Annotated in this window: 14 protein-coding genes and 1 tRNA gene; 10 read left to right on the top strand and 5 right to left on the bottom strand. The window is 65.2% G+C overall.

Annotation, left to right across the window (positions count from 1 at the left end):
- Window positions 1–236: 236 nt before the first annotated feature.
- The 6 genes from tig (at window position 237) to VFB33_16935 (ending at window position 6,756) form a co-directional block, all read left to right on the top strand.
- Window positions 237–1,559, top strand: a complete 1,323-nt coding sequence (tig, locus tag VFB33_16960; protein HZO83386.1) for a trigger factor — start codon at window positions 237–239, stop codon at window positions 1,557–1,559.
- A 114-nt stretch (window positions 1,560–1,673) separates the two neighbouring features.
- Window positions 1,674–2,270 carry an ATP-dependent Clp endopeptidase proteolytic subunit ClpP gene (gene clpP, locus VFB33_16955; protein ID HZO83385.1) on the top strand — a complete coding sequence of 199 codons (597 nt, stop codon included), beginning with the start codon at window positions 1,674–1,676 and terminating at the stop codon, window positions 2,268–2,270.
- Between the two features lie 15 nt (window positions 2,271–2,285).
- Window positions 2,286–3,536 carry an ATP-dependent Clp protease ATP-binding subunit ClpX gene (clpX, locus tag VFB33_16950; protein ID HZO83384.1) on the top strand — a complete coding sequence of 417 codons (1,251 nt, stop codon included), beginning with the start codon at window positions 2,286–2,288 and terminating at the stop codon, window positions 3,534–3,536.
- A gap of 21 nt (window positions 3,537–3,557) precedes the next feature.
- On the top strand, window positions 3,558–6,032 hold the full coding sequence (gene lon / locus VFB33_16945; GenBank protein ID HZO83383.1) for an endopeptidase La: 2,475 nt from the start codon (window positions 3,558–3,560) through the stop codon (window positions 6,030–6,032).
- Window positions 6,033–6,117: 85 nt separating this feature from the next.
- Window positions 6,118–6,444 carry an HU family DNA-binding protein gene (locus VFB33_16940; GenBank protein ID HZO83382.1) on the top strand — a complete coding sequence of 109 codons (327 nt, stop codon included), beginning with the start codon at window positions 6,118–6,120 and terminating at the stop codon, window positions 6,442–6,444.
- 237 nt (window positions 6,445–6,681) lie between these two features.
- A tRNA-Val gene (locus VFB33_16935) sits at window positions 6,682–6,756 on the top strand.
- A gap of 449 nt (window positions 6,757–7,205) precedes the next feature.
- Here the strand turns inward: VFB33_16935 and VFB33_16930 are convergent.
- The gene (locus tag VFB33_16930) at window positions 7,206–7,688 is read right to left on the bottom strand and encodes a hypothetical protein (protein ID HZO83381.1); all 483 of its coding nucleotides are present in this window, start codon (window positions 7,686–7,688) and stop codon (window positions 7,206–7,208) included.
- Between the two features lie 194 nt (window positions 7,689–7,882).
- Between VFB33_16930 and VFB33_16925 the strand changes: the two genes are divergently transcribed.
- Together VFB33_16925 and VFB33_16920 are read left to right on the top strand one after the other, a co-directional pair.
- Entirely contained in the window at window positions 7,883–9,055 is a 1,173-nt protein-coding gene (locus VFB33_16925; GenBank protein ID HZO83380.1) for an acyl-CoA dehydrogenase family protein, read from the top strand.
- Between the two features lie 22 nt (window positions 9,056–9,077).
- On the top strand, window positions 9,078–10,325 hold the full coding sequence (locus VFB33_16920) for a glycosyltransferase family 87 protein (protein ID HZO83379.1): 1,248 nt from the start codon (window positions 9,078–9,080) through the stop codon (window positions 10,323–10,325).
- A 94-nt stretch (window positions 10,326–10,419) separates the two neighbouring features.
- On the opposite strand, the gene VFB33_16915 is transcribed toward VFB33_16920, so the two are convergent.
- The 3 genes from VFB33_16915 to VFB33_16905 form a co-directional block, all read right to left on the bottom strand.
- Window positions 10,420–11,496, bottom strand: a complete 1,077-nt coding sequence (locus VFB33_16915) for an ATP-binding protein (protein ID HZO83378.1) — start codon at window positions 11,494–11,496, stop codon at window positions 10,420–10,422.
- A 417-nt stretch (window positions 11,497–11,913) separates the two neighbouring features.
- On the bottom strand, window positions 11,914–12,693 hold the full coding sequence (locus tag VFB33_16910; GenBank protein ID HZO83377.1) for a Crp/Fnr family transcriptional regulator: 780 nt from the start codon (window positions 12,691–12,693) through the stop codon (window positions 11,914–11,916).
- Between the two features lie 21 nt (window positions 12,694–12,714).
- The gene (locus VFB33_16905; GenBank protein ID HZO83376.1) at window positions 12,715–14,607 is read right to left on the bottom strand and encodes a CheR family methyltransferase; all 1,893 of its coding nucleotides are present in this window, start codon (window positions 14,605–14,607) and stop codon (window positions 12,715–12,717) included.
- Window positions 14,608–14,801: 194 nt separating this feature from the next.
- On the opposite strand from VFB33_16905, the gene VFB33_16900 reads away from it, so the two are divergent.
- Entirely contained in the window at window positions 14,802–15,836 is a 1,035-nt protein-coding gene (locus tag VFB33_16900; GenBank protein HZO83375.1) for a chemotaxis protein CheB, read from the top strand.
- 1,193 nt (window positions 15,837–17,029) lie between these two features.
- Window positions 17,030–17,248, top strand: a complete 219-nt coding sequence (locus VFB33_16895; protein HZO83374.1) for a hypothetical protein — start codon at window positions 17,030–17,032, stop codon at window positions 17,246–17,248.
- A gap of 145 nt (window positions 17,249–17,393) precedes the next feature.
- On the opposite strand, the gene VFB33_16890 is transcribed toward VFB33_16895, so the two are convergent.
- Complete coding sequence (locus VFB33_16890) at window positions 17,394–21,845, bottom strand: PAS domain S-box protein (protein HZO83373.1); 4,452 nt, start codon at window positions 21,843–21,845, stop codon at window positions 17,394–17,396.
- Between the last annotated feature and the right edge of the window lie 84 nt (window positions 21,846–21,929).

Below are 21,929 nucleotides of genomic sequence, written 5' to 3'. Positions count from 1 at the left end.
CGCGGCGGGCCGCATTGCGCGGCCCGATTTCGCCGGCGGCGTGGCCACGGCGCTTAGATACTTTGATTAACCGGTGAAGTCTAGGGATTCGTCACCGCTAAGTCCAGTCGTCCGACCGGCGCCCCGGTTGCCTCCTCGCGCGCCGCAACGCACACCAATCTGGCGTCCGGATTTGTGTCGGAAGCGATTGATCGCGCAGTGCGCGGTATGTTTAGCTGAAGTTTCCGACATCAGCCATGAACGTCAACGTAGAAAGTCCTTCGGCGCTGCGGCGCAAACTAACCATCGAACTCGAACCGGTCGAGATCAAGCAGGAGCTCGACCGCGCCTACAATGAACTGCGCCGCGGTGTGGTGCTCAAGGGCTTCCGCCCCGGGCACGCGCCGCGCAACCTGCTCGAGCGCTTCTTCGGCGATCGCGTGCGCGGCGAGGTCATCCAGAAGCTCATCAAGGAGTACACCGACAAGGCGCTCGACGAACAGCATCTGCGGCCCCTGCTCGCGCCCGAGATCGTGACCGAGGAGACCGACCTCGCCAAGAGCCTGCGCTTCAGCGCGACCTTCGATCTGCGGCCCGAGCTGGTGGTGCGCGACTACGCTGGGCTCAAGGTGCCGCGACCCGAGGTTCAGGTCACGGACGAGCAGGTGCAGAAGGCGCTTGAGGAACTGCGCGAGCGCCACGCCACGCTCAAGAAGATCGACGACCGCACGCGCGCCCAGCGCGGCGACTTCGCGCTGGTCGAGATCGAGGGCTTCGTCGAGGGCAAGCCACTGGAGGGCGCGCGCACCGGCCAGCGCCTGGTCGAGCTTTCCCCTGAGCGTCTGGCCCACGGGCTGGACGAGGTGCTCATCGGGGCCGAAGTCGGCCGTCCGGCGCAGGCCACGCGCAGCTACCCCGCCGACTATGCCGAGAAGGAACTGGCGGGCAAGACGGTGGAATGGCGCGTTTCGATTAGAGAGCTCTACCGCAAGGAGCTGCCCGCGCTCGACGATGAGTTCGCCAAGGACCTTGGCGAGGTCGGCTCGCTCGAGGAGCTGCGCGAGCGGGTGCGCGCGCAACTCAGCGAGCGGGCGCGCGAGGAGGCCGACGCGCGCGCGCGCCAGGGGCTGCTCGACCTCATCATCGAGCACAACCCGGTCGAGGTTCCGCAATCGCTCGCCGAGCGCGAGCGCGAGCTGATGGAGTCCGAGATGGCGGCGGCGCTGATGGCGGCGGGGATGTCGCGCGAGGCGGCGGTCGAGCGCGTGCGCGAGAGCGCCGAGGAGCTGCGCGCGCGCGCACACAAGCGCGCGCTCAGCACGCTCATCGTGGACGCGATCGCCGACCAGGAGAAGGTCGAAGTCAGCGACGACGAGCTCGCGGCGCGGATCGCCGAGCTCGTCACGCGTGCGCCCGGGCGCGAACGCGAGCGGCTGGCGCAACACTACCGCGAGGAGGAGCATCGCGAGGCGCTGCGCGCGGCGATGCGCCGCGAACGGACGCTCGACATGCTGCTTGCGCGCGCGCAATCCGAGCCGCAGGCCGAGGCGGGACAGTCGCCCTCGGATGCCGGCGCCTAGCGCGCACGCTCGCCAGCGAACTCCCGTTGCCGCCGGATCCCAAACTGGGTAAAATTCTGTTTGGGTGCGTAGCTTCGGGGATCGCCAAGGCCGGCCGCTTCCGGCCGGAATTCTATGAGCAGCCTGGTCCCGATCGTCGTTGAGCAGACCGGCCGCGGCGAGCGGGCCTATGATATCTACTCGCGCCTGCTCAAGGATCGCATCGTCTTTCTCGGCACCGAGATCAACGACGACGTCGCCAACCTGATAACCGCACAGTTCCTGTTCCTGGAATCCGAGGACCCCGAGAAGGAGATCAGCTTCTACATCAATTCACCGGGCGGCTCGATCACCGCCGGGCTGGCGATCTACGACACGATGCAGTTCATCAAGCCGCCGGTGTCCACGCTGTGCCTGGGCCAGGCGGCGAGCATGGGCGCGGTGCTGCTGGCGGCGGGGCACAAGGGGCGGCGCTACGCGCTGCCGCACTCGCGCATCATGATCCATCAGCCGCTGGGCGGCGCGCAGGGCCCCGCGGCCGACATCGAGATCCAGGCGCGCGAGATCCTGCGCATGCGCGAGGAGATCAACAACCTCTTCGCGCGCCATACCGGACAGAATCTGCGGCGGATCGAGAAGGACACCGACCGCGACATGTTCATGTCTCCCGAGCAAGCGGTTGAATACGGACTGATTGATGAGGTAATCGTTAGCCGGGGGGCCGCGAAGTGAGTCGGGAGGGCAGTAATGGCCAAGCACGATGACCGCTCGGGCAACCTGGTCTGCTCGTTCTGCGGCAAGAGCCAGGACGAAGTCCGCAAGCTCATCGCGGGCCCGACCGTTTACATCTGCGACGAGTGCATCGACCTCTGCAACGACATCATTGCGGAGGAAACCGACAGCGAAGAGGCCTTCAGCCAGACCTCGGCGGTGCCCAAGCCGGCCGAGATCAAGCGCGTGCTCGACCAGTACGTGATCGGGCAGGAGCGGGCGAAGAAGATCCTTTCGGTCGCGGTCCACAACCACTACAAGCGCATCGACTCGCAGATGGTGACCGGCGAGGTCGAGCTGCAGAAGTCCAACATCCTGCTCATCGGGCCCACCGGCGTCGGCAAGACCCTGCTCGCGCAGACGCTCGCGCGCTTTTTGCAGGTGCCCTTCACCATCGCCGACGCGACCTCGCTGACCGAGGCCGGCTACGTCGGCGAGGACGTCGAGAACATCATCCTCTCACTGCTCCAGAACGCCGACTACGACATCGAGCGCTGCCAGCGTGGCATCGTGTACATCGACGAGATCGACAAGATCGCGCGCAAGGGCGATAACCCCTCGATCACGCGCGACGTCTCGGGCGAAGGCGTGCAGCAGGCGCTGCTCAAGATCATCGAGGGCACGATGGCGAGCGTGCCGCCCAAGGGTGGCCGCAAGCATCCGCAGCAGGAATTCCTCCAGGTCGACACCACCAATATCCTGTTCATCTGCGGCGGCGCCTTCGTCGGCCTCGACGACATTATCCGCCGCCGGATCGCGGGCAAGACCATGGGCTTCCGGGCCGACCTCTCGCATCGCGATCCCAAGACGGTCTCCGAGCTGCTCAACGAGGTGCAGCCCGAAGATCTGCTCAAGTTTGGGCTCATCCCCGAGTTCGTCGGCCGCTTGCCGGTGCTTGCCACGCTGGGCGAGCTCGACGAGGAGGCGCTGGTGCGGATCCTGACCGAGCCCAAGAACGCGCTGGTGCGCCAGTACCAGAAGCTGTTCGACATGGAGAACGTCCACCTCAAGTTCACCCAGGGGGCGCTGCGCGCGATCGCGCGCGAGGCGCTCAAGCGCAAGTCGGGCGCCCGCGGCCTGCGCGCGATCATGGAGAGCATCATGGTGGACCTGATGTACGAAATACCCTCGCAGCCCAATATCAAGGAGGTGCTGATTTCCGAGGAGGTGGTGACGCAGAAGGAGCAGCCGCTGCTGGTCTATCAGAAGACCGCCGAAACCGCCTGACATCCTGGGGATCGATAACCGATGCTTTTTCGCAACGACAAGAAAGACAGCCGCGACCCGTCGCAGGGCGAGATCGTTCCGCTCCTGCCGCTGCGCGAACTGATCGTCTTCCCGCACCAGGTCTACCCGATCTTCGTCGGGCGCCAGAAGTCGATAAAGGCGCTCGAAGCGGCTGAGGCGCGCAAGCAACCGATTCTGCTGGTGGCCCAGAAGGACGCCAAGGTCTCCGATCCGGGCCCGCAGGACATCTACGCAATGGGCACGCTGGGCGTAGTGGTCCAGCTCCTGCGCCTGCCCGACGGCACGGTCAAGGCACTGCTCGAGGGCAAGCGCCGCGCGCGCATCGTGCGCTACCTCAGCGAGGACGACTTCTTTCAGGTCGAGGTCGAGGGCATCGAGGAAACCTGCGAGCGCACGGCGGAGGTCGAGGCGCTGATCCGCTCGGTCAACGCCACTTTTGACAACTACGTGCGGCTGAACAAGAAGATTCCGCCCGAGATGGTGACGTCGATCGCGTCGGTTGACGATCCCGCCTATCTCGCCGACAAGCTGGTCGAGCATCTCGGGATAAAGCTCGAGGACAAGCAGGCGCTGCTCGAGTGCGCGAATCCGGCCGAGCGGCTGGAGAAGATCCTCGGCTACATGCGCTCCGAGCTGGAAATCCTCGAGGTCGAAAAACGCATCCGCTCCCGGGTCAAGAAGCAGATGGAGAAGACCCAGAAGGAGTACTACCTCAACGAGCAGATGCGGGCGATCCAGAAGGAGCTCGGCGAAAAGGACGAATTCAAGAACGAGATCCAGGAGCTCGAGGAGAAGCTGCGGCAGAAGAAGATGCCGGCCGAGGCGCGCGAGAAGTGCGAGCGCGAGATCAAGAAGCTCAAGATGATGTCGCCGATGTCGGCCGAGGCGACCGTCGTGCGCAACTACCTCGACTGGTTCCTCGCCCTGCCCTGGTTCGAGTACACCGCCGACAAGCTCGACATCAAGGAAGCCGAGCGCGTGCTGGAGGAAGACCACTACGGCCTTGAGAAGGTCAAGCAGCGCATCCTTGAGTACCTCGCGGTGCAGACTCTGGTCGGCCAGCTCAAGGGGCCGATTCTCTGCCTGGTCGGGCCGCCGGGCGTCGGTAAGACCTCGCTTGGCAAGTCGATCGCGCGCGCGACCGGGCGCAAGTTCGTGCGCGTCTCGCTGGGCGGCGTGCGCGACGAGGCCGAGATTCGCGGCCATCGCCGCACCTACATCGGCGCGCTGCCGGGCAAGATTATCCAGTGCATGCGCAAGGCCGGCTCGGGCAATCCGGTGATGCTGCTGGACGAAGTTGACAAGATGTCGACCGACTTCCGCGGCGACCCTTCCTCGGCGCTGCTCGAAGTGCTCGATCCCGAGCAGAACTGCAACTTCAACGACCACTACCTCGACTGCGACTACGACCTCTCCAAGGTGATGTTCGTCACCACGGCCAACACCCTCGAGCGCATCCCGCGCCCGTTGCAGGACCGGATGGAAATCATCCGCATCCCGGGCTACACCGAAGCCGAGAAGCTCAACATCGCCAAGCGCTACCTCGTGCGCAAACAACGCGAGGCCAACGGGCTCAAGGAGGAGAACATCGAGTTCTCCGACCAGGCGATCCTCCAGATCATCCGCCGCTACACGCGCGAGGCCGGCGTGCGCAACCTCGAGCGTGAGATCGCCTCGATCTGCCGCAAGGTCGCGGTCGAGGTGGTCAAGACCGACCGCAGCGCGCGGGTCAAGGTGTCGGCCTCCAGCCTGGCCAAGTACCTCGGGCCGCCGCGCTTCCGCTACGGGATGGCCGAGACCGAGCCCCAGGTGGGCGTGGCAACGGGGTTGGCGTGGACCGAAATGGGCGGCGAGCTGCTCAACGTCGAAGTCACCATCGTCCCCGGCCGCGGCAAGTTGACCGTCACCGGCCAGCTCGGCGAGATCATGCAGGAGAGCGCGCAGGCCGCGATGTCGTACGTGCGCTCGCGCGCCGAGGCGCTGGGGCTGGCGCCGAACTTCTACCAGAAGATCGACATTCACATTCATATCCCCGAGGGCGCCACGCCCAAGGACGGCCCTTCGGCCGGCATCACGCTGGCAACCGCGCTGGTTTCGGCGCTGTGCCGGGTCACGGTGCGCAACGACGTCGCGATGACCGGCGAGATCACGCTGCGCGGGCGGGTGCTGCCGATCGGCGGGCTCAAGGAAAAGGTGCTTGCGGCCCATCGCGGCGGTATCAAGACCGTGCTGATTCCGAAGGAAAACGCCAAGGACGTCGAGGAGATTCCGCAGCAGATCCTCAAGAACATCGCGCTGGTCCAGGTCGAGCACATGGACGAGGTCCTGCGCCACGCGCTGGTGCTCGCCGACCCCGAGGCGTTCTTCAAACCCAAGCCGACGCTCGACTTCGGCGCCGAGCCGGAGAGCAAAGAGGACCTGTCGGACGAGGACGATGAGCGCGACACCAGCGCCCCGTCGCCGAACCTGTCGTGAGGGAAAGCATAACCAGAGGCGCCGCGCGCAGCCTGTGCGCCGCCGCAGCCCAACCAGCAAGGCCGATTGCGGCCGGAGCGGGTAAATGACGAAGGCCGAACTTATCGAAGGGCTCGCCAGCAAGCTCAACCTGAACAAGGCCGAAGCCGAGAAGGCGGTCAACATTTTGCTCGACGACATCGTCGTTGCGCTCAAGCAGGGCGACCGGGTTAACATCTCGGGCTTCGGGACGTTTTCGGTTTCCACGCGCGCCCCGCGCGTCGGCCGCAATCCGAAGACCGGCGAATCGATCCAGATCTCGGCCAGCCGTTCGGCCAAGTTCAGGGCCGGCAAGCAACTCAAGGATTCGCTCAACGAGGGCATGATGGGCGGCGGCCCGCAGGCGAGCGCGCCGGGCGCCCCGGGCGCCTGAGCGGGCACCGACCGTTTGGCTTGAAAGGCGCCGCGGACCGTCGAAGGTGCGCGGCGCCTTTTCGCGTGACAGTTAGGGGGATGGACGAAACTACGGTAAGGCGCGGCTGTGCTCCAGGATTTCGGTGTTTTGCGTCGATGGCGATCGGGCGGTTCTCAGCGCCTTTTACCTCGGGAGGTTGCGGCTCCCTCCTCCTTCCCTTCGGTGAACGGGCCCGGACACTGAATCGTCGGGTGTGGGCGGTTAGCTCAGCGGTAGAGCATCGGCCTTACAAGCCGGGGGTCGCAGGTTCGAAACCTGCACCGCCCACCAAGTGAGTGACATCGTGCGATGCGGGCGACGCTGGCGGAGAACAGACTAATTCCGCACCGCCGCTTTTCTTCTCGAACCGACGTAACTCGTTCGCAGCGGCGGGATCGCGTTGAGAAGCTTCCATGTCGCGCGAGCGAGCTCGGCCAAACCTGCGCGCCAGCGGCGGGAACGGATGGATGCTGCGCAGGTGACAGACCGCTGAAACTGCATCATGCGGAATCGGGCTTACCTGACGGGCTATGTTCTGCCTAACGCGCGAGCATATTGCCGATTTCCCGGATACGAGGCGGTGAGCTGATCATTCGCCTTCGCCGCGTATAGCCGCCATTCTCCGGAAATGCCTTTCAGCTCATGCATTCCGCGATCGGCGAACTCAATGCCCGAGCCGGCCAGGAGATCCTTGGACCATAACCTCGAGGGTCGACCGACTGAACCTTCCGCTGCAACGGTCACTGCATCACGGTCGGAGCGGCGCCGGGTTCCAGCGATCCCTGCGCCGGCGCGATCGCCCTCACGGTAATCTCGTAGATTACCTTCTCGCCGCTGGCGAGCGTGACGCTGAGCCGCCAGGTGCCGCTGTCGGCGCCGACCAGCACGATCCGTCCCGGCGCGTCGGTGCGCACGACCAACGCGTTGGGATTCTCCATTACCTTGATGCCTGGGCTGCCGTCTTCGGCGACGCCGTTGATCGTGTAGGTTTCGCCCTTGGTCATGCTGACTGGAATGACCCGCTCCGGCTTTTTGACGTGCTCGGTGGGCTTGGCCGAAGGGGTGGCCGGCCTGGCCGCCGCGGGAGTCGCGGTGGCCGCGGGTGTAACTTGCGCGGCGTCTCCGGTCGGTGTGACAAGGACCGCCGCCACGACCGCAAATCCCAAGGCAGCCGCGAGCTTACCGCCGCACGTCCACACCGCCCTGTTCACTTCGGTCCGCATCGCTGCTGTCCTCCAGCTATGGCATAAGCAGCCGTTCTTTGACTCTATGGACAGCGCGCAGGCAATTCAACTTGTCTGTTCGCGCCTCCAAACGCGTGTTTCGCGACGACGCCGCTGTTGACCTGCGTAACCTGAAAACGGATCTTTCCGCAGTAGACGCGGGCGCCTGCGCGGCCGTCGACCGGGAGGCAAACGTGGAATTTCCGCAGGATCGTGAAGAGAAACGCCGCGCCTTGCTCCGCGCGGTTGAGAACGTGCGCGGCGTGCTGGAGGCGCACGCGGACGAAGCGGAGGAAATGCGCACGCTGCCGGCCGCCTCCGTCGCGGCGCTGCGAGATTCGGGACTGCTCGCGCTTAAGCTGCCTGCAGTGCTCGGCGGCGCCGAAGCCGACCCGATGACGCAGTTCGAGGTCTTCGAGGCCGCCTCCTACATCGACCCGTCCGCCGGATGGTGCCTGTTTATCGGCGCGGCGTCGGCCGGGATGCCGGCCGCATTCCTGCCCGACTCGGCAATCGCGAAGATCTTTGCCGGCGGACGGATCCCGAACTTCGCCGCCTCGCTCACCCCGGGCGCGACGATGGTGCCGGTCGAGGGCGGCTACCGCCTGAGCGGGCGCTGCTCGTGGGCGAGCGGAATCCGCCATTCGGATTACATCAGCATGCGCGGCGAGGTCGTGCGCGAAGGGCGTGGCTGCCCGCGCGAGTTCCGCGTCTGCGTGGTGCCGGTGAAGGACGGACAAATCCACGACAACTGGCACGTGATGGGGCTCAAGGGCACGGGCAGTTGCGACTTTTCGGTCACAGATCTTTTCGTCCCGCAGGACTTCACCCACGACGCCATGGCGAAGCCCGTGCGCGGCGGTCCGATGTATGGCCTGACCTTCCTCGGCTACGTCGCGCCCGAGGCACCCGCCTTCGCGCTCGGTGTGGCACGCCGCGCGCTGGACGAGGTGATCGCGCTGGCGCGCTCAAAGGCGCGCGGCTACACGAAATCGGTACCCCTGGCGGGACGGGCGGTGTTCCAGCGCGCGATCGCGGAGAGCGAGCTGCGCCTGCGTGCGGCGCGCGCGATGATGCTCGAAACGCTGGAGAAATCGTGGGCAACCATCAGCGCGCGGCCCGCCGCCGAGCCGCCGATGCTCGCCGAGCTTCGCGCGGCCGGCGCGTTCGTGATGGACCTCGCGCTTGAGGTAACCACGGCGGCCTTCCGCTATGGCGCGGGCAGCGCGGTCCGCCTCGGCAGCCTCTTGCAACGATGCCTGCGCGATCTCCAGACCGCGAGCACGCATCTGATCGTCAACGACTCGTCGTACGAGAACTACGGGCAGTTCATCCTCGGGCTGCCCGGCGCGGACCCTATGGCGTAAGCATGACCCGGAGATTGGACGGTTGACCACCGAAAAACGCAACCGAGCTATTCCAGCGTCACCCGAAGTACCCTGCCCAGCGTCAGTTTCGAGTCTATCGAATCTCGAGGACCTGATCTTCAGCGAACGTCGGCTGTCGCTGTGCGGGATGGCTTTCCTCGTGGCTTACGTGGCCGCGTTCGCCATCCGCTTCGTCGCCGGCAAGTGGATGATCGATCGCGAGGGTTGGCCGGTTCTCCTCGATTTCGTATGGATATGGATGGGCGGCCGATTTGCGCTCGCGCACAACGCCGCCGGCGTGTTCAACCATTCGCTTTTTTCCTCCGCCCAGGCATCGCTGATCGGGAAAGCTCCTGCCAGCGCCGCTCTCTATCAGTACTGGGTATATCCGCCGACGCTGCTGCTAGCGGCTGCGCCGCTCGCGCTGCTGCCTTACGCGGCCGCGTTCCTGGTCTGGATCGGCGCAACTCTCTGCGTATATTTGGCGGCCATCTACGCGATTCTACCGTGCACGCTGTCGATAGTGTTGGCGCTGCTGCCCTGTGCGGTCATTATGAATGTCTTTGTTGGCCAGACCGCCTTTCTGACCGCCGGCCTGCTCGGTTTCTCGCTGGTCTTCATGCAACGCCGGCCTTACCTGTCCGGCGTATTGCTCGGACTTCTGACATACAAGCCGCAATTCGGAGTTTTCTTCTCTGTCGCCTTGTTGGTAACGCGACAATGGGGCGTGATTGCGGGTGCTATTGCGAGCGCATCGTTGTTGGCTGCGGCGGCCGCTTTTCTGTTCGGCGCCGATGCATGGGTTCTCTTTGCGCGCTCGTTACAAGCCCACAATCCGGCCACCTTCCTGCCCAATTACACGCTCGAAGCCATGAACCAGACCGTCTTCGGCCTGATGCATTGGGCAGGAGCCGGAGTCATCGTCTCTTGGAGCGTGCATCTGGCAGTGGCGGTTCCGGCGGCGGCGCTCGCCTGCTGGCTCTGGATGCGACCCGGGCCTTATCAACTCAAGGCCGCGGCGTTCGGGCTTGCAGTTCTGATCGCGTCGCCTTACGTGCTGATCTACGATTTGACGGCGCTGTCAGTGCCGGCCGCATTCATCGTCGCCGACGCCTTGGCCAGTGGCTTCCTGCCGGGCGAACGCCTCGCCCTGCTCGGCTGCTTCCTGGCGCTATTCCTGTTCGTTCTGATGCCGATCGGGCCGATCGCAATGCTGGTTATGTTGGGACTGGTCGTGCGACGGGCGAGTTATGCGACAAATGCAGCGTAACTAGCGGCGGGAGCGATGCCAACCGCACGTTTGTTCGCCGCGGATGCGTGGCGATTCGCTTGTGGGCGAGGAACCCTCGGCCCCAGATGCGCGCTCATGGATGGGCGGCAACCTCGATGAAGGGAAGTTTGATCGTAAAGGTCGTGCCGCCTCCGACATCCGAGTCGGCTTCGAGCATGCCATTGTGCTCCTGCACGATACGCCGGCTCAGCCACAGGCCGAGTCCGCTTCCGCCGGGCTTGGTCGTATATAGCAGGTCGAAGATCTTCGGCAACGCTGCGGCCTCGATTCCGTCACCGTCGTCGGCCACGCTAAGGCACAACCAACCTGAAGGCTCATGGGCAAACCGCGTCGTGATCCTGACCGTGCCCTGACCGGCGATCGCGTCGCGCGCGTTGCTCAGCAAATTGATCAGTACGCGCTCGAGCGCCACCGCGTCGCCAAGCACCGCGGGCAGGCCCCAGTCGAGGTCGGCACGGACATCGATGCCGCCCTTGCGTAGCTGTTCGCCAAACAGGAGCAAAACGCGCTCGACCAGGTGGTTGAGGTTGAGCGGCGCGGGCGACCTCGAGCCCGCCCGCGCGAGCTCGAGAAACTGCTCTACGATACGCGCGGCCCGCTCAGCCTGCCGCCGGATCACCACGAGATCGTCCTCGATCTGCGCGCGTCCCAGCGCCTCCGGCGGCGTCGCCAACAGGAGTTCGGCGCGGGCGAGTATCACGCTGAGCGGGTTGTTGAGGTCGTGCGCGATGCCCACCGCCATCGTCCCTAGCGAGGCCAGGGTTTCCGCCCGCCGCGCCTCGCGCTCGAGCGCAAGGCGCTCGGTGATGTCGGTCAGCGCGGCCACCACCAAGCCGCCGCGCACTATTTCCTGCGTGTAGGTCAGGCTGACTTCCACCGGAAATTCGCTGCCATCTTTGCGGCGCGCAGCAAGATTGAGCCCGATTCCCATCGGCCGGCTGCGCGGCGCGCGAAAGAAGTCCTGGCGATGGCTGCAGTGCTGTCGGCGCGAAGGCTCGGGCACCAGGAGCTCGATCGGTTGCCCGATAAGCTCGTCGCGCGAGTACGCGAACATCCGCTCGCAAGCGGCGTTAAGATCGACGATGCGCCCCTCGCGATCGACGATGATTAAGCCCTCAGAGGCCGAATTGAAATATGCCTGATAAGGCATGACGCGCTTAACGGATTTACCGCCCTGCGACCCGGGTTCGCCGGCGCATACTCGATCGGCCCTTGCTAGTCATGCACGGCCGACCGTCGCCCGGCACCGGGCAGCTCTCACCCCTTTTGTGACCTTCCCCCCAATAACTCTTTCTGGCTTCCCCCCGGGCACGCGGTTGAAGCCGGGACAAATAGGGGCGGCACGTCGCGATGGGGAGTTCACGCCGCACCGCCCCTGCAAGGAAGCTGGATCGGTATCACATCGATACTCTAATTACTTCCGTCACTTTGGTGAGTCACCTCGGGTGCTGTCACCTACTTATAGCGGTGTGACATTCAATGAAAAACGGAAGCTCTCGTGTGTCAAAACGTTACAAAACAATTTTGTAACAATCTGACAGAAATAGGACAGCGAAAAGTCTGGATGCTAGGAGCGTGAGGGTGCGCCGCCGGAGTGCCCGGTAGCCGGCTTTGCGGACGAAGGCAGGATTATGCGGTGGCGTTCATGGACGAGCAGCCCCTGCTTCTCGAGCAGACGCATGTGATGGGAAACCTTGGGGCGCGATGCGCCCACGAGGTCGGCAAGGTCGGCATGGGTAAGCGGCAGGTTTACGATGCTGCCGGTTTCATCCTGCACCCCGAACCTGCGCGCCACATAGGAAATCGTGCCCAGCAGGCGCTCGCGCAGCGGCCAGCCGCGCACCAGCGCGGCGCGCGCGAGCCGCTCCGGCCAGGCGCCAAAGAGAAAGGCGCTGGCGTGCGCCAGCCGCTCAAACGGCATCCCGAAGAGGATCTCGACCAGCCGCCGGCAGTCGATCTTGCCCATCGCGCACTCGTGCAAAGCGTCGCAGCGCAGCCGTCCGCGCAGGGGCTCGGGCATGAACGGCAGGTCGCCCACGAGGTCGCCCGGCCCCAAGACTTCGAGCAGGACGCGCCGCGCACGCGCGTCCAGGTAAGTCATCGTGGCAAGCCCGCTCAGGACGATATAGACGTCGTAGGTAATTTCGTTTTCGAAGAACAGGACCTGACGCGGCGCGATAATGCGGAATTCGAGCTCGCGCCCCAGGGTATCGAGCGTGGCGGCCGGAAGATCGCGCAGGCGCGGAATCTGGCGAATCATCCGCGGCCAGGCAGGCTGCGGCCAGCGCTGGCGCTCGCCCTCCGGCCATTGGTTCTGTTTGCTCGCTCTGCCGCGCGCGACCGCCACGGGTCCAGTTCCCGCCGGTCGCTATACGCGCTTGCGCCGCTGGGCGGACTCTGCCGCCAGCTGGTTGCGCGCAGGCTCCAGAATCAGCATCGCTCCGTAATGCGCCTCCTGGTTGCTCAGGGGTATCAGGCTGCACCGCAGTTTGACGTTGCGGCCGTTGAGCCTGCAATCGAAGCCTTCGATATTGAGCGCGGCCTTGCGCAACAGCGCACGCTTGATCCGCGCGGCGACCGCACGCGGCAGTGGCGCCAGCGACAGCCGCTGGAGATTGTGATTGCGTAGCTGCTCCTCACTGCGGTTGAGCATCCGCTCGGCCGCCGGGTTCCAGATCGTGATCTGGCCCTGGCTGTCAACCCCCACGATCGCCGCAGAGAGCGCGCGAATCATCGCGCGCTGGGCAAGGTTGACCCGATTGAGCTCTTCAGTGCGCGCAGCCAGCTCGGTGTTGACCGCGTCGAGGCTGGCGTTAGTGGATTGGAGCTCTTCGTTGATGGTCTCCAGTTCCTCGTTGGTCGATTGCAGTTCCTCGTTGGTGGTCTGGAGCTCTTCGTTGGCCGACTGCAGTTCCTCGTTGGTGGTTTCGAGCTCCTCGTTGGTCGATTGCAGTTCGTCGATCGCCGCCTGGTACTTGGAGGTAGCCTCGCGCTGACGCTCCTCGGCCTGGCGCAGGCCCGAGAGTGCGTCCTGGAGGTCCGTGATGTCGCGCGCCATGAAAACGAAGCCATTGGGCTCTTGATGCTCGCCGCTGCGTAGCGGGCTGATTTCGAGCCGGATAGTGCGTGGACGTTCGCCGTCCAGAGTGAACGTCTCCTGGGCGACATGACCGCGCACCGCGCGCATTGTGGCCGCGCGCTCGAGCAGACGCTGCCCCGCGCTGTTGTCCTCCCATTTAACCTCGCTCAACGGACGGCCAATAACGTCGGACTCGCGCCGACCCCACAAGCGGGCGGCGGCCTCGTTCCACACCGTGACCACGCCGTCCCTGTTGAGCACCACCACCGCAACGTCGAGCGCCATCAGCGCGTCGCGGTAGAACGGCGTAATTGCGGGCGGCAGAATCGGCAATTTCTCCTTGGCCGCCGGCTCGCGCGGCGCGGCCGGCAGGGTAAACGGATACTCCGCCTGTCGCGCCTGATAGGCAAGCTTGCGGTAGATCCGCGAGGGCAGATCAGCCGGCGCGAACAGCTTCTCGGCAAACGGGATCAGCTCCGACTTACCCAGTACCAGAACGCCATCATGCTTGAGTCCGTGATGGAAATGGAGCAGCGCGCGCCGCTGCGCGGCGGCGTCAAGGTAGATAAACAGGTTGCGGCACAGGATCAGGTCCAGACGCGAGATGGGCGCGTCGTTGACGACGTCGTGGACGCCGAAGACCAGGTAGCGGCGCAGGTCCTTGCGCACCAGGTAGCCCTCCGGCACCCGCTCGAACCAGCGCTCGAGCAGGCGCGCGGGCAGAGTACGGATCTGCTGCTGGGTGTACACTCCCCGCCGCGCGGTCGCGATCGCGCCGGCGTCGCGGTCGGTGCCGAAGATCCGGAAGGGCACGCTGGCGCTGTTCGCCGCCGTCAGTTCGGCCAACACCATCGCGATCGAATACGCCTCTTCGCCGGTAGCGCAGCCCGCGCTCCACACTCGCATCTCGCCGTTGGCGGCGGCACGGGCCAGCAATTCGGGCAAGACGTGCTTGCGCAGCTTCTCCCATAAGGGCGGATCGCGGAAGAACTCGGTCACCTTGATCAAGAGGGCGGAAACCAGCGCGTCGGCCTCAGCCGGCTCGCGCTGCAGAATCTCGCAGTAGTCCTCGACCTTGACGCAGCGCCGCTCGCGCATCCGATGCTCGATGCGGCGGTGGAGGGTCGAACGCTTGTAGCCGCTGAAATCGAGGTTGCGGGCTTGCCGCAGCAGGTTGAGCACCTGTTGCACTTCAGTGCGGGGCAATGTGCTAGTCTTTACTGCCACGGCGGCTGCGAGCGCCCCCCCAAAGGCTCAAGGCTGCCTAATCATAGAAGCGGTCTGTCGGTGCTGCAACGTCCGGCGCGGACGGGCGGCATACAGAGGTCCCCGGGCGGCGGCCGCCCACAGAGGCATTCCCGAAGCGAGGCGGACCCGTGAAAGAAAGGCTCGGCCGACATCCCGTACACAGCTTTTACTCGCCGCCGCCGGACCTGGGCGAGTTTCTGCGCCAGAACCAGCATCTGCTTATCGCCAGCGCGATCGGCAGCGGACTGCCCGACATTCGTCGCCGCTCGGCGCCCGATCGCCTGCACAGCGAGTCGTCAAGCTTCCTCGAATTGTTCCTGGCCTCGCTGTACAGCGGCGCGCTCGCGCCGCTGACCGCGGGCGCGCGCAAGCAGGTGGTCGCGGGCGCGCTGGCGGGCGCTTCCGAGCGCGAGGCGCGCGACGTAATGGATATCTGGCGGCGCACGCTGGAAGCCTTCCTCCCTACCGGCAGCAAGACGGAATCAGCGATATTCGTCAATGCGACGATGGACCGATTAAGCGAGGTCATCGTCGAGCAGCTTCGACGCTGGGAGCGCCGGCGTATCGACATTATCGTCATCGGCGCCTCAGCTGGCGGCCTCGGAGTGCTCACCGACCTGATGCCGCAGCTGGACGCCGAGCTGCCGGTCACGCTGGTCGTCGTCCAGCATCTTGGACGCACCGGCCCCAGCGTCCTTCCGGCCATCTTGGCTCGCCATTCGGGGATGCACATCGCCCCCGGCATGCAGGGCGCGCCACTTTATCTCGGCTATGCTTACATCGCGACTCCCAACGCGCACCTTACGGTCGAACGGCGGCGGCTGGCGCTGAGCGACCAACCCCCGGAACACTTTGCCAAACCATCGATCGACGTGCTGTTCCGTTCAGCCGCACAGGCCTTCGGGCGCCACCTGGCAGCGATCATCCTCTGTGGCGCCGGGCAGGACGGCGCCGATGGAATACGCGTGGTGCATCAGATGGGGGGCCTGACCATCGCGCTTTCGCCCGAAGGGCTGGCGTACGGCGCGATGCCGGCGGCGGCGATCGCAACCGGGGCGGTTGACCATGTAATCCCCGAGCTGGAGCTTGCGCCGTTCATTCGGCGGTTGGCGCTCAACGGCCGGCCCCCCGTGCGCAAACTCGGCGCCGCCATCGCGCGCTAGGTTTGGTCCGGCCCCGCCGCCGTGTTTGGTCCGCCCCTGCCGGCGTTGCACAGGCGCAGACCAGCCTGTGCAACAATTGCGCTAAGTTTGATTGGCACTTCGACGAAAAGTTATCGGCTGAGCGCAAACCGACATTAGCGCCTCATCTGGCGAGGACGACCGCGGCGCAACGAATCGCCCACGCAAACTACGGAATTTCAGACTGCGACTAGCTGGCCCCTTCGTCGGCAACGTTTTTGCTCTGCCGGAGTGGCGCTCCGTGATCGATGTCGCCGGCGACGGATCTTGGAAGCATGCTGGGGGCGTTAGTTCGTTAAGAGGGGGACCCCCGGCATGCGTTTCAAGAACGCACGCACGACAGCCGAGCCCCCGCGCCGATTTGGGAAGCATATTGCGCGGTAATTCAGCGGACGCCGCGTCATGCTCTTCTATGCACAACTTTTGACGACCCAGGCTTAAGGTCGCGTGGCATTGGCGGTCGCGCACACGTTTTGATGACACGCATTGTTGACATCAGGATCAGTGCGCGATGAAATTTGGTTTCGTTGCTGACCTGAATAGCGTAGAGTTGGCTCCATGAGAGATCGCGATCTTCGAGCTAATGCGATCCCCAACCCGCCTTCGGCCGCCAGCGCCGACGAAGCCTCGGACCTGAGGACTTGGCTTAGAGCGTTGCCGCCGCGACTATCGACCTCGCAGTGGGCGCGCCGTTCGGCCAGGCTGGTGGGTAGGCTCTTCTCATCGAATTACCCGTCGGCAGGAGAAAGGGCGGCCGTGGGCGAACCCGCGGCGCGCACGATCGAATGTGTCACAGGCGGGCACGGGCGATGCGCGAGCAGCGCCTGCCATTGCCCCTGCCACATCGCGTAGCGCGCGCATTTTCATCGCGCCTGCATCGCACTTCCGCTCCCAGCTTCCGTTTGCTCCAAAGCGCAGCCCGAATGCCGCAGCGTGAGACGGCCCAAGTGTCTCAGACACAGGCGTTCGCGTTGCTGAGCGATTCCGCGACGGACGGACCCGCATCACCGCGGTGATGCGAACAACGGGGCGTCTGCGAACCATCGACGAGCAATGACAGGCACATTGGTGCAGTCCACCGCTAGCTTGACGAGCGGTACGTGGCTGCGCCGCGCTGGCACAGCGCGTGCTCTCAACACGATTACAGAATCCTTTCGAAAAGGGAGAATCTTCAGATGGAAGGCGCTCGATACGCAAACATCGCCGTGGTCTTAGGGGCCGTGATGCTTGCCTTCGTAATCAGTTTCGGCTTCTTCGTCCGGCTCGGAGTGGCACCGCCGTTTCTGCTCGTGCTGCTCACGATGCTCGGGGTGGGCCTGTTGGCCGCTGGGCTTCTGTTCAACCACGACAACGGCATCAGCCGCCGTCACGGCGCGACCGCCGGCGGCAAGTGACCGGGGGCGGCGCGGTCCTACGATCGCGCAGAGTCCAACTGGAGAAACGATGTGCCCCGGCGCACCCTCGCGAGGGCGGATGCGCCGGGCACGCTGCTGCCTGCCGCTCCGCGGCCGCAAATCGGCTCGCGGCAGCGCTCAGTCCTCAGTTTGATTGCGCCGCGTCGGTCGGCGTAGCGGGCTTGGCGCACTCGGACTGAAGGACCGCCCGCACCCGTTCGAACTCGGCGCGCAGCTCTTCCATCATGGTGGCTGCCAACTCCATCGAACCCGCGCGCGCCGTCTGTTCGATCGCAGCGGCCTGCTCCTGCATCCGGCGCGCCCCGAAGATCGCCGCCGCCCCCTTGATCCGGTATGCGACAGTCGCTACTGCCCCGGCGTCGCCCTTGGCGAACGCCTCGGCGAGCTGGCCGAGCGACGCTGGCACTTCGGCGTTGAACATCTCGGTGAGTTCAGTGAAAAACTCTTTACCTTCGCCGCGCAGCGCGCCAAGCACCGCGACGTCGAACAGCGCCTCGCCGTCGGCGCCGGGTGCGCCGGCCGGAGCGGCCGGGGTCGCCACCGCAGACTGCGGCTTGGGAGCAAGCCAGCGTTGAAGTATTTGGGCAAGTTGCTCCTTGCGCACCGGTTTGGCGATGTAGTCGTCCATCCCGGCAGCCAGGCACTTTTCGCGGTCCCCTGCCAAGCCATAGGCGGTCATCGCTATGACCACCGTATGGCGCTTACCCGCCTCACGCCGGCGCAGCTCGCGAGTCGCCTCATAACCGTCCATCTCGGGCATCTGGCAATCCATCAGGACCGCGTCGTAGGCCGTCCTTTCGATGGCCTGGAGCGCCTCGCGCCCGTTGGAGGCGCCGTCGGCCTCGTAGCCGAGCCGCTTCAGCTGAGCGAGCGTCACTTTTTGGTTGATCGGATTGTCCTCGACCAGCAGGATGCGGCCGCCCGCGGGAGCAGCGGTCTCCGCCGCCTTGGCCGGCGCGACCGCTGCAGACGCACGTTCGGCGGGCGTGAGCGTGGCCGGCGCAGGTGCACGCCTGGGCCGCTCACCGTCGTGGGGCGGGAGCGCGGTGAGGCACTTAAAGAGCTGCCCCGATTTGACTGGCTTGGTTAGCCAGGCTTCGATCGGCGTCGCGCGGGCGCCGAACTCGCGCGGCCGCCCCGCCGAAGACATTATCACCAGATGCACGTCGGCGTTGGCGGGGTCGGCCTTGATGCGATTGGCGAGCTCGAGCCCGTCCATCTCGGGCATGAAGTAATCGAGCAGGACGATTGCGTAAGGGTCACTGGCCGCGCGGTCGCGGACAAGGTCGAGTGCTTCGGCACCGCTTGCCACCGCGTCGGCTCGCATTCCCCATGACTCGACGTGATGCCTGAGAATCCAGCGGTTGGTCGCGTTGTCGTCCACGATCAGGACGTGCAGGCCCTCGAGCTCGCGCTCGCCGCTCTGAGGGGTCTCGCTTGCCGCCGTCTTTGCGAAGTCGGCGGTGAACCAGAAAGTCGATCCCTGGCCGGGGCGGCTGCTCACCCCGATCTTGCCGCCCATCTGCTCGGCCAGCTGCGAAGAGATCGCAAGGCCGAGCCCGGTGCCGCCGTACTTGCGCGTGGTTGAAGTGTCCGCCTGCGAGAAGGGCCGAAACAGGATGCGCTGCATCTCCTCGGAGATGCCGATGCCGGTGTCGGTGACCGAAAAGCGCAGATGCGCGGTGGTGTCGGTTTCGCTCTCCAGGCTCACCCGCACCACGACTTCCCCTTTCTCGGTGAACTTGACCGCATTGCCGAGCAAGTTGATCAGGATCTGGCGCAGACGCGCAGGGTCGCCGCGCAGCCGGGCGGGAACCCGCTCATCGATCGAGACCGCAAGCTCCAACCCCTTGCGCTGCGCCGTCTCGGCCACCATGTCGGCCGCGCCTTCGGTTACCGCGCGCGGGTCGAATTCGATTTCCTCGAGCACGACCTTGCCGGCCGAGAGCCGCGAGAAGTCGAGCACGTTGTTGATGATGCTGAGCAGGGCATCGCTGCTGGCGAGGATATTCTGCATAAAGTCGCGCTGCTCGGCCGTAAGCGGGGTGTCGAGTAGCAGACCGATAAGGCCGACGATCGAGTTGAGCGGAGTGCGAATCTCGTGGCTCATCGCGGCAAGGAAGGCCGACTTGGCGCGCGCCGACTCCAGTGCGGCGTCGCGCGCGGCGCGCAGCTCCTGCTCGGCGCGCTGGCGGACCAGCGCCTCGGCGAGAATATGGGCGAGCGCCTGGACGAAGTTGACGTCGTCGTGGTTGAACTCACGCGTGGCCCTGCTCTCTACCACCAGCACGCCCCAGGGCTCGCCGTCGAAGGAGACCACCACCGCCAGCGCGCTGGCCGCGCCCTCGGCGCCAACCAGCCGGCCGCGGTGGAAGCGGGTTTCGGCGCCGAAGTCGCTCACTACCACTGGCGCCTTGGCCGCCAGCGTGTAACCGACCAAGGTCTGCTTGTCGGCATCCATCGTCGCTTGCCCGATCGCGCCCGCCTCCCAGCCGTAGCCCGCGCGCAGCAGCAGCGACTTGCCCCCCGGCTGAAGCTCGAAAATCGCCGAGCGCTCGACGCCGAGCGTCTCGGCGAGCAACACTGCCGCCTCCTCCATCAGCTTGACCGGATCGATCTGCTCCAGTGCGCGCTGGCCCAGACGGGCGACCACCCCCTGCTGGTTGAGCCGTGCGCGCAGCTCGCGCTGCGCGGCAATTAGGGCGCGCTCGGCGCGCTTGCGCTCGGTTATGTCGTGCATGATCGCCGACTGGCCGATCACCTCGCCGCCGGGGCCGTAGACGGGCGAGGCGGTGATTGAGACCTCGATTACGCTGCCGTCTTTGCGTTGGCAGTTCACTTCCAGTCCGGTTACCTCGACGAGGCCGCGTTGGCTCCGTCGAGCGCCCTCGACGGCATACTGGCGCCGCTCGGGCTGGACGAACAGCGTGAAGGGCCGGCCGAGCGCTTCCTCGGCGGTGAATCCGAACAGCCTTTGGGCGCCCTTGTTCCAGCTCGTGATGCGCAGCTCGGTGTCGATGCTGATGATGGCGTCCTCAGAGGACTCAACGATCGCGGCAAGCAGGGCCCGCTCGCGTTCGGCACGCCGCCGCTCGGTGGCGTCGCGATGGATTGAGGCAATGCCGAGCAACCTGCCGTCGCGGCCGTAGGTGCCGAAAACCGTCATCGCGGTTTCGATCCGACTGCCGTCCTTCCTGAGATTGGGCGCCTCGAAGCTGATTGCGCGCCCGGGGTGGGTCCGGAGCTCTTCAATCACGCGCGCGGTACGCTCCTGTTGATCGGCTGGAACAAAAATGGTCAGTGGTTTCCCGACCGCCTCACCGGCGGTGAAACCGAAAAGTTTTTCAGCCCCAGGGTTCCAACTCGTGATGGTGCCGTCGAGGGCAACGCTTACGATAGCGTCGCCGGAGGACTCGACAATCGCGGCGAGCAGCGCCTGCTCGCGTTCGGCACGCCGCCGCTCGGTGATATCGCGCATGATTACCGACTGGCTTATCTCGGCGCCCGCACCCTGGACTTCGGCCGCCACCACCGAGGCCTCTACCTCGTCCCCGCCCTTGCGCCGCAACCGCGCCTCGAACCGCAGCACATGGTCGGGTTGCTCGGCGACCGAAACGAACATGGCATGGGCGCGACCGAGTTGGTCGGATGGTATGAAAATATCGCACGATTGACCGATCGCCTCCTCGGCGGTGAAGCCCAGCAGTTTTTGCGCACCACGGTTCCAGGTCGCAACGCGGAAGTCGGAGGTAACACCGATTATCGCGTCGTCGGAAGCTTCCACGATTGTAGCGAGCCGAGCGCGCGCGCTCTCCGCCCGTTTCTGTTCCGTAATGTCACGCACGATGACCGACACGCCGATGAGTTCCGCGTTGCCGTCATAGACGCCGGAGACGATGAACGACACGAGAAGCGGACCGCCGTCTTTGCGGCGCAGCGTTTCCTCAAAATAGTGCGCCTCGCGCTTGCCCCGAAGAAACTCTTCGACGTCGGCGGCGAACTGTGTGAAAGCGCGCTCCTTGTCCGCCGCAAACACGACCAACTCGGTAGGCTGGCGGCCGATGGCTTCCTCGGCCGTATAGCCGAACAGCTTTTCCGCCGCGGCGTTCCAGCTCGCGATGCGAAAGTCCAACGTGATGCTGAGAATGGCCGCATCGGCGCTCTGCACGATCGCGGCGAGCAGCGCCTGCTCGCGCTCGGCGCGCTTGCGTGCGCTGACGTCGCGCGCGAGGCTCAGGATGCATTCGGGCTGACCGGAATCCGTAACTAACGGCAGATCGAAGATTTCAACACTGAGCGGATTCCCCTTTAGCGTTGTTGCATCAAGCACGGCGTGAACAGAGCTGCCATAGCTCCGTGGTGCACCCATCGCTGCGTGCATCTGCTCCGGTGCGATGAGCGCGAATAGCTTTCGCCCAACGATCTGTTCAGATGTTTCGGCCTCAAACAGCTCAATCAGTTTATGGTTGGCGGCCAGGACCGTCCCGCTGCGATCGGCAATCAGCGCGGCGTCCGGCAGCAAGTCGAGAAGGACCCGGCCTGCCCCGCTGCGTCCCGCCGCGGTTCCCGAGCCCATTCCAACCTCGAGCGAGGCTGTGGAGGTTCGTTCATCGCCCATGACAGTGCGCCAGCCGAAGCCGCCTTCGCATGGATGTTGCTG

Source organism: Candidatus Binataceae bacterium (assembly GCA_035650475.1).
GTDB lineage: Bacteria > Desulfobacterota > Binatia > Binatales > Binataceae > JAKAVN01.
Note: the sequence above shows the minus strand (reverse complement) of the source record. Positions and strands in the feature narration are given on the sequence as shown.

Coding starts and splice junctions, on each gene's coding strand:
- tig (HZO83386.1), top strand. CDS start 237: ATGAACGTCAACGTAGAAAGTCCTTCGGCGCTGCGGCGCAAACTAACC.
- VFB33_16930 (HZO83381.1), bottom strand. CDS start 7,688: ATGCGGACCGAAGTGAACAGGGCGGTGTGGACGTGCGGCGGTAAGCTC.
- VFB33_16895 (HZO83374.1), top strand. CDS start 17,030: ATGGAAGGCGCTCGATACGCAAACATCGCCGTGGTCTTAGGGGCCGTG.
- lon (HZO83383.1), top strand. CDS start 3,558: ATGCTTTTTCGCAACGACAAGAAAGACAGCCGCGACCCGTCGCAGGGC.
- clpP (HZO83385.1), top strand. CDS start 1,674: ATGAGCAGCCTGGTCCCGATCGTCGTTGAGCAGACCGGCCGCGGCGAG.
- VFB33_16890 (HZO83373.1), bottom strand. CDS start 21,845: ATGGGCTCGGGAACCGCGGCGGGACGCAGCGGGGCAGGCCGGGTCCTT.
- VFB33_16915 (HZO83378.1), bottom strand. CDS start 11,496: ATGCCTTATCAGGCATATTTCAATTCGGCCTCTGAGGGCTTAATCATC.
- VFB33_16940 (HZO83382.1), top strand. CDS start 6,118: ATGACGAAGGCCGAACTTATCGAAGGGCTCGCCAGCAAGCTCAACCTG.
- clpX (HZO83384.1), top strand. CDS start 2,286: ATGGCCAAGCACGATGACCGCTCGGGCAACCTGGTCTGCTCGTTCTGC.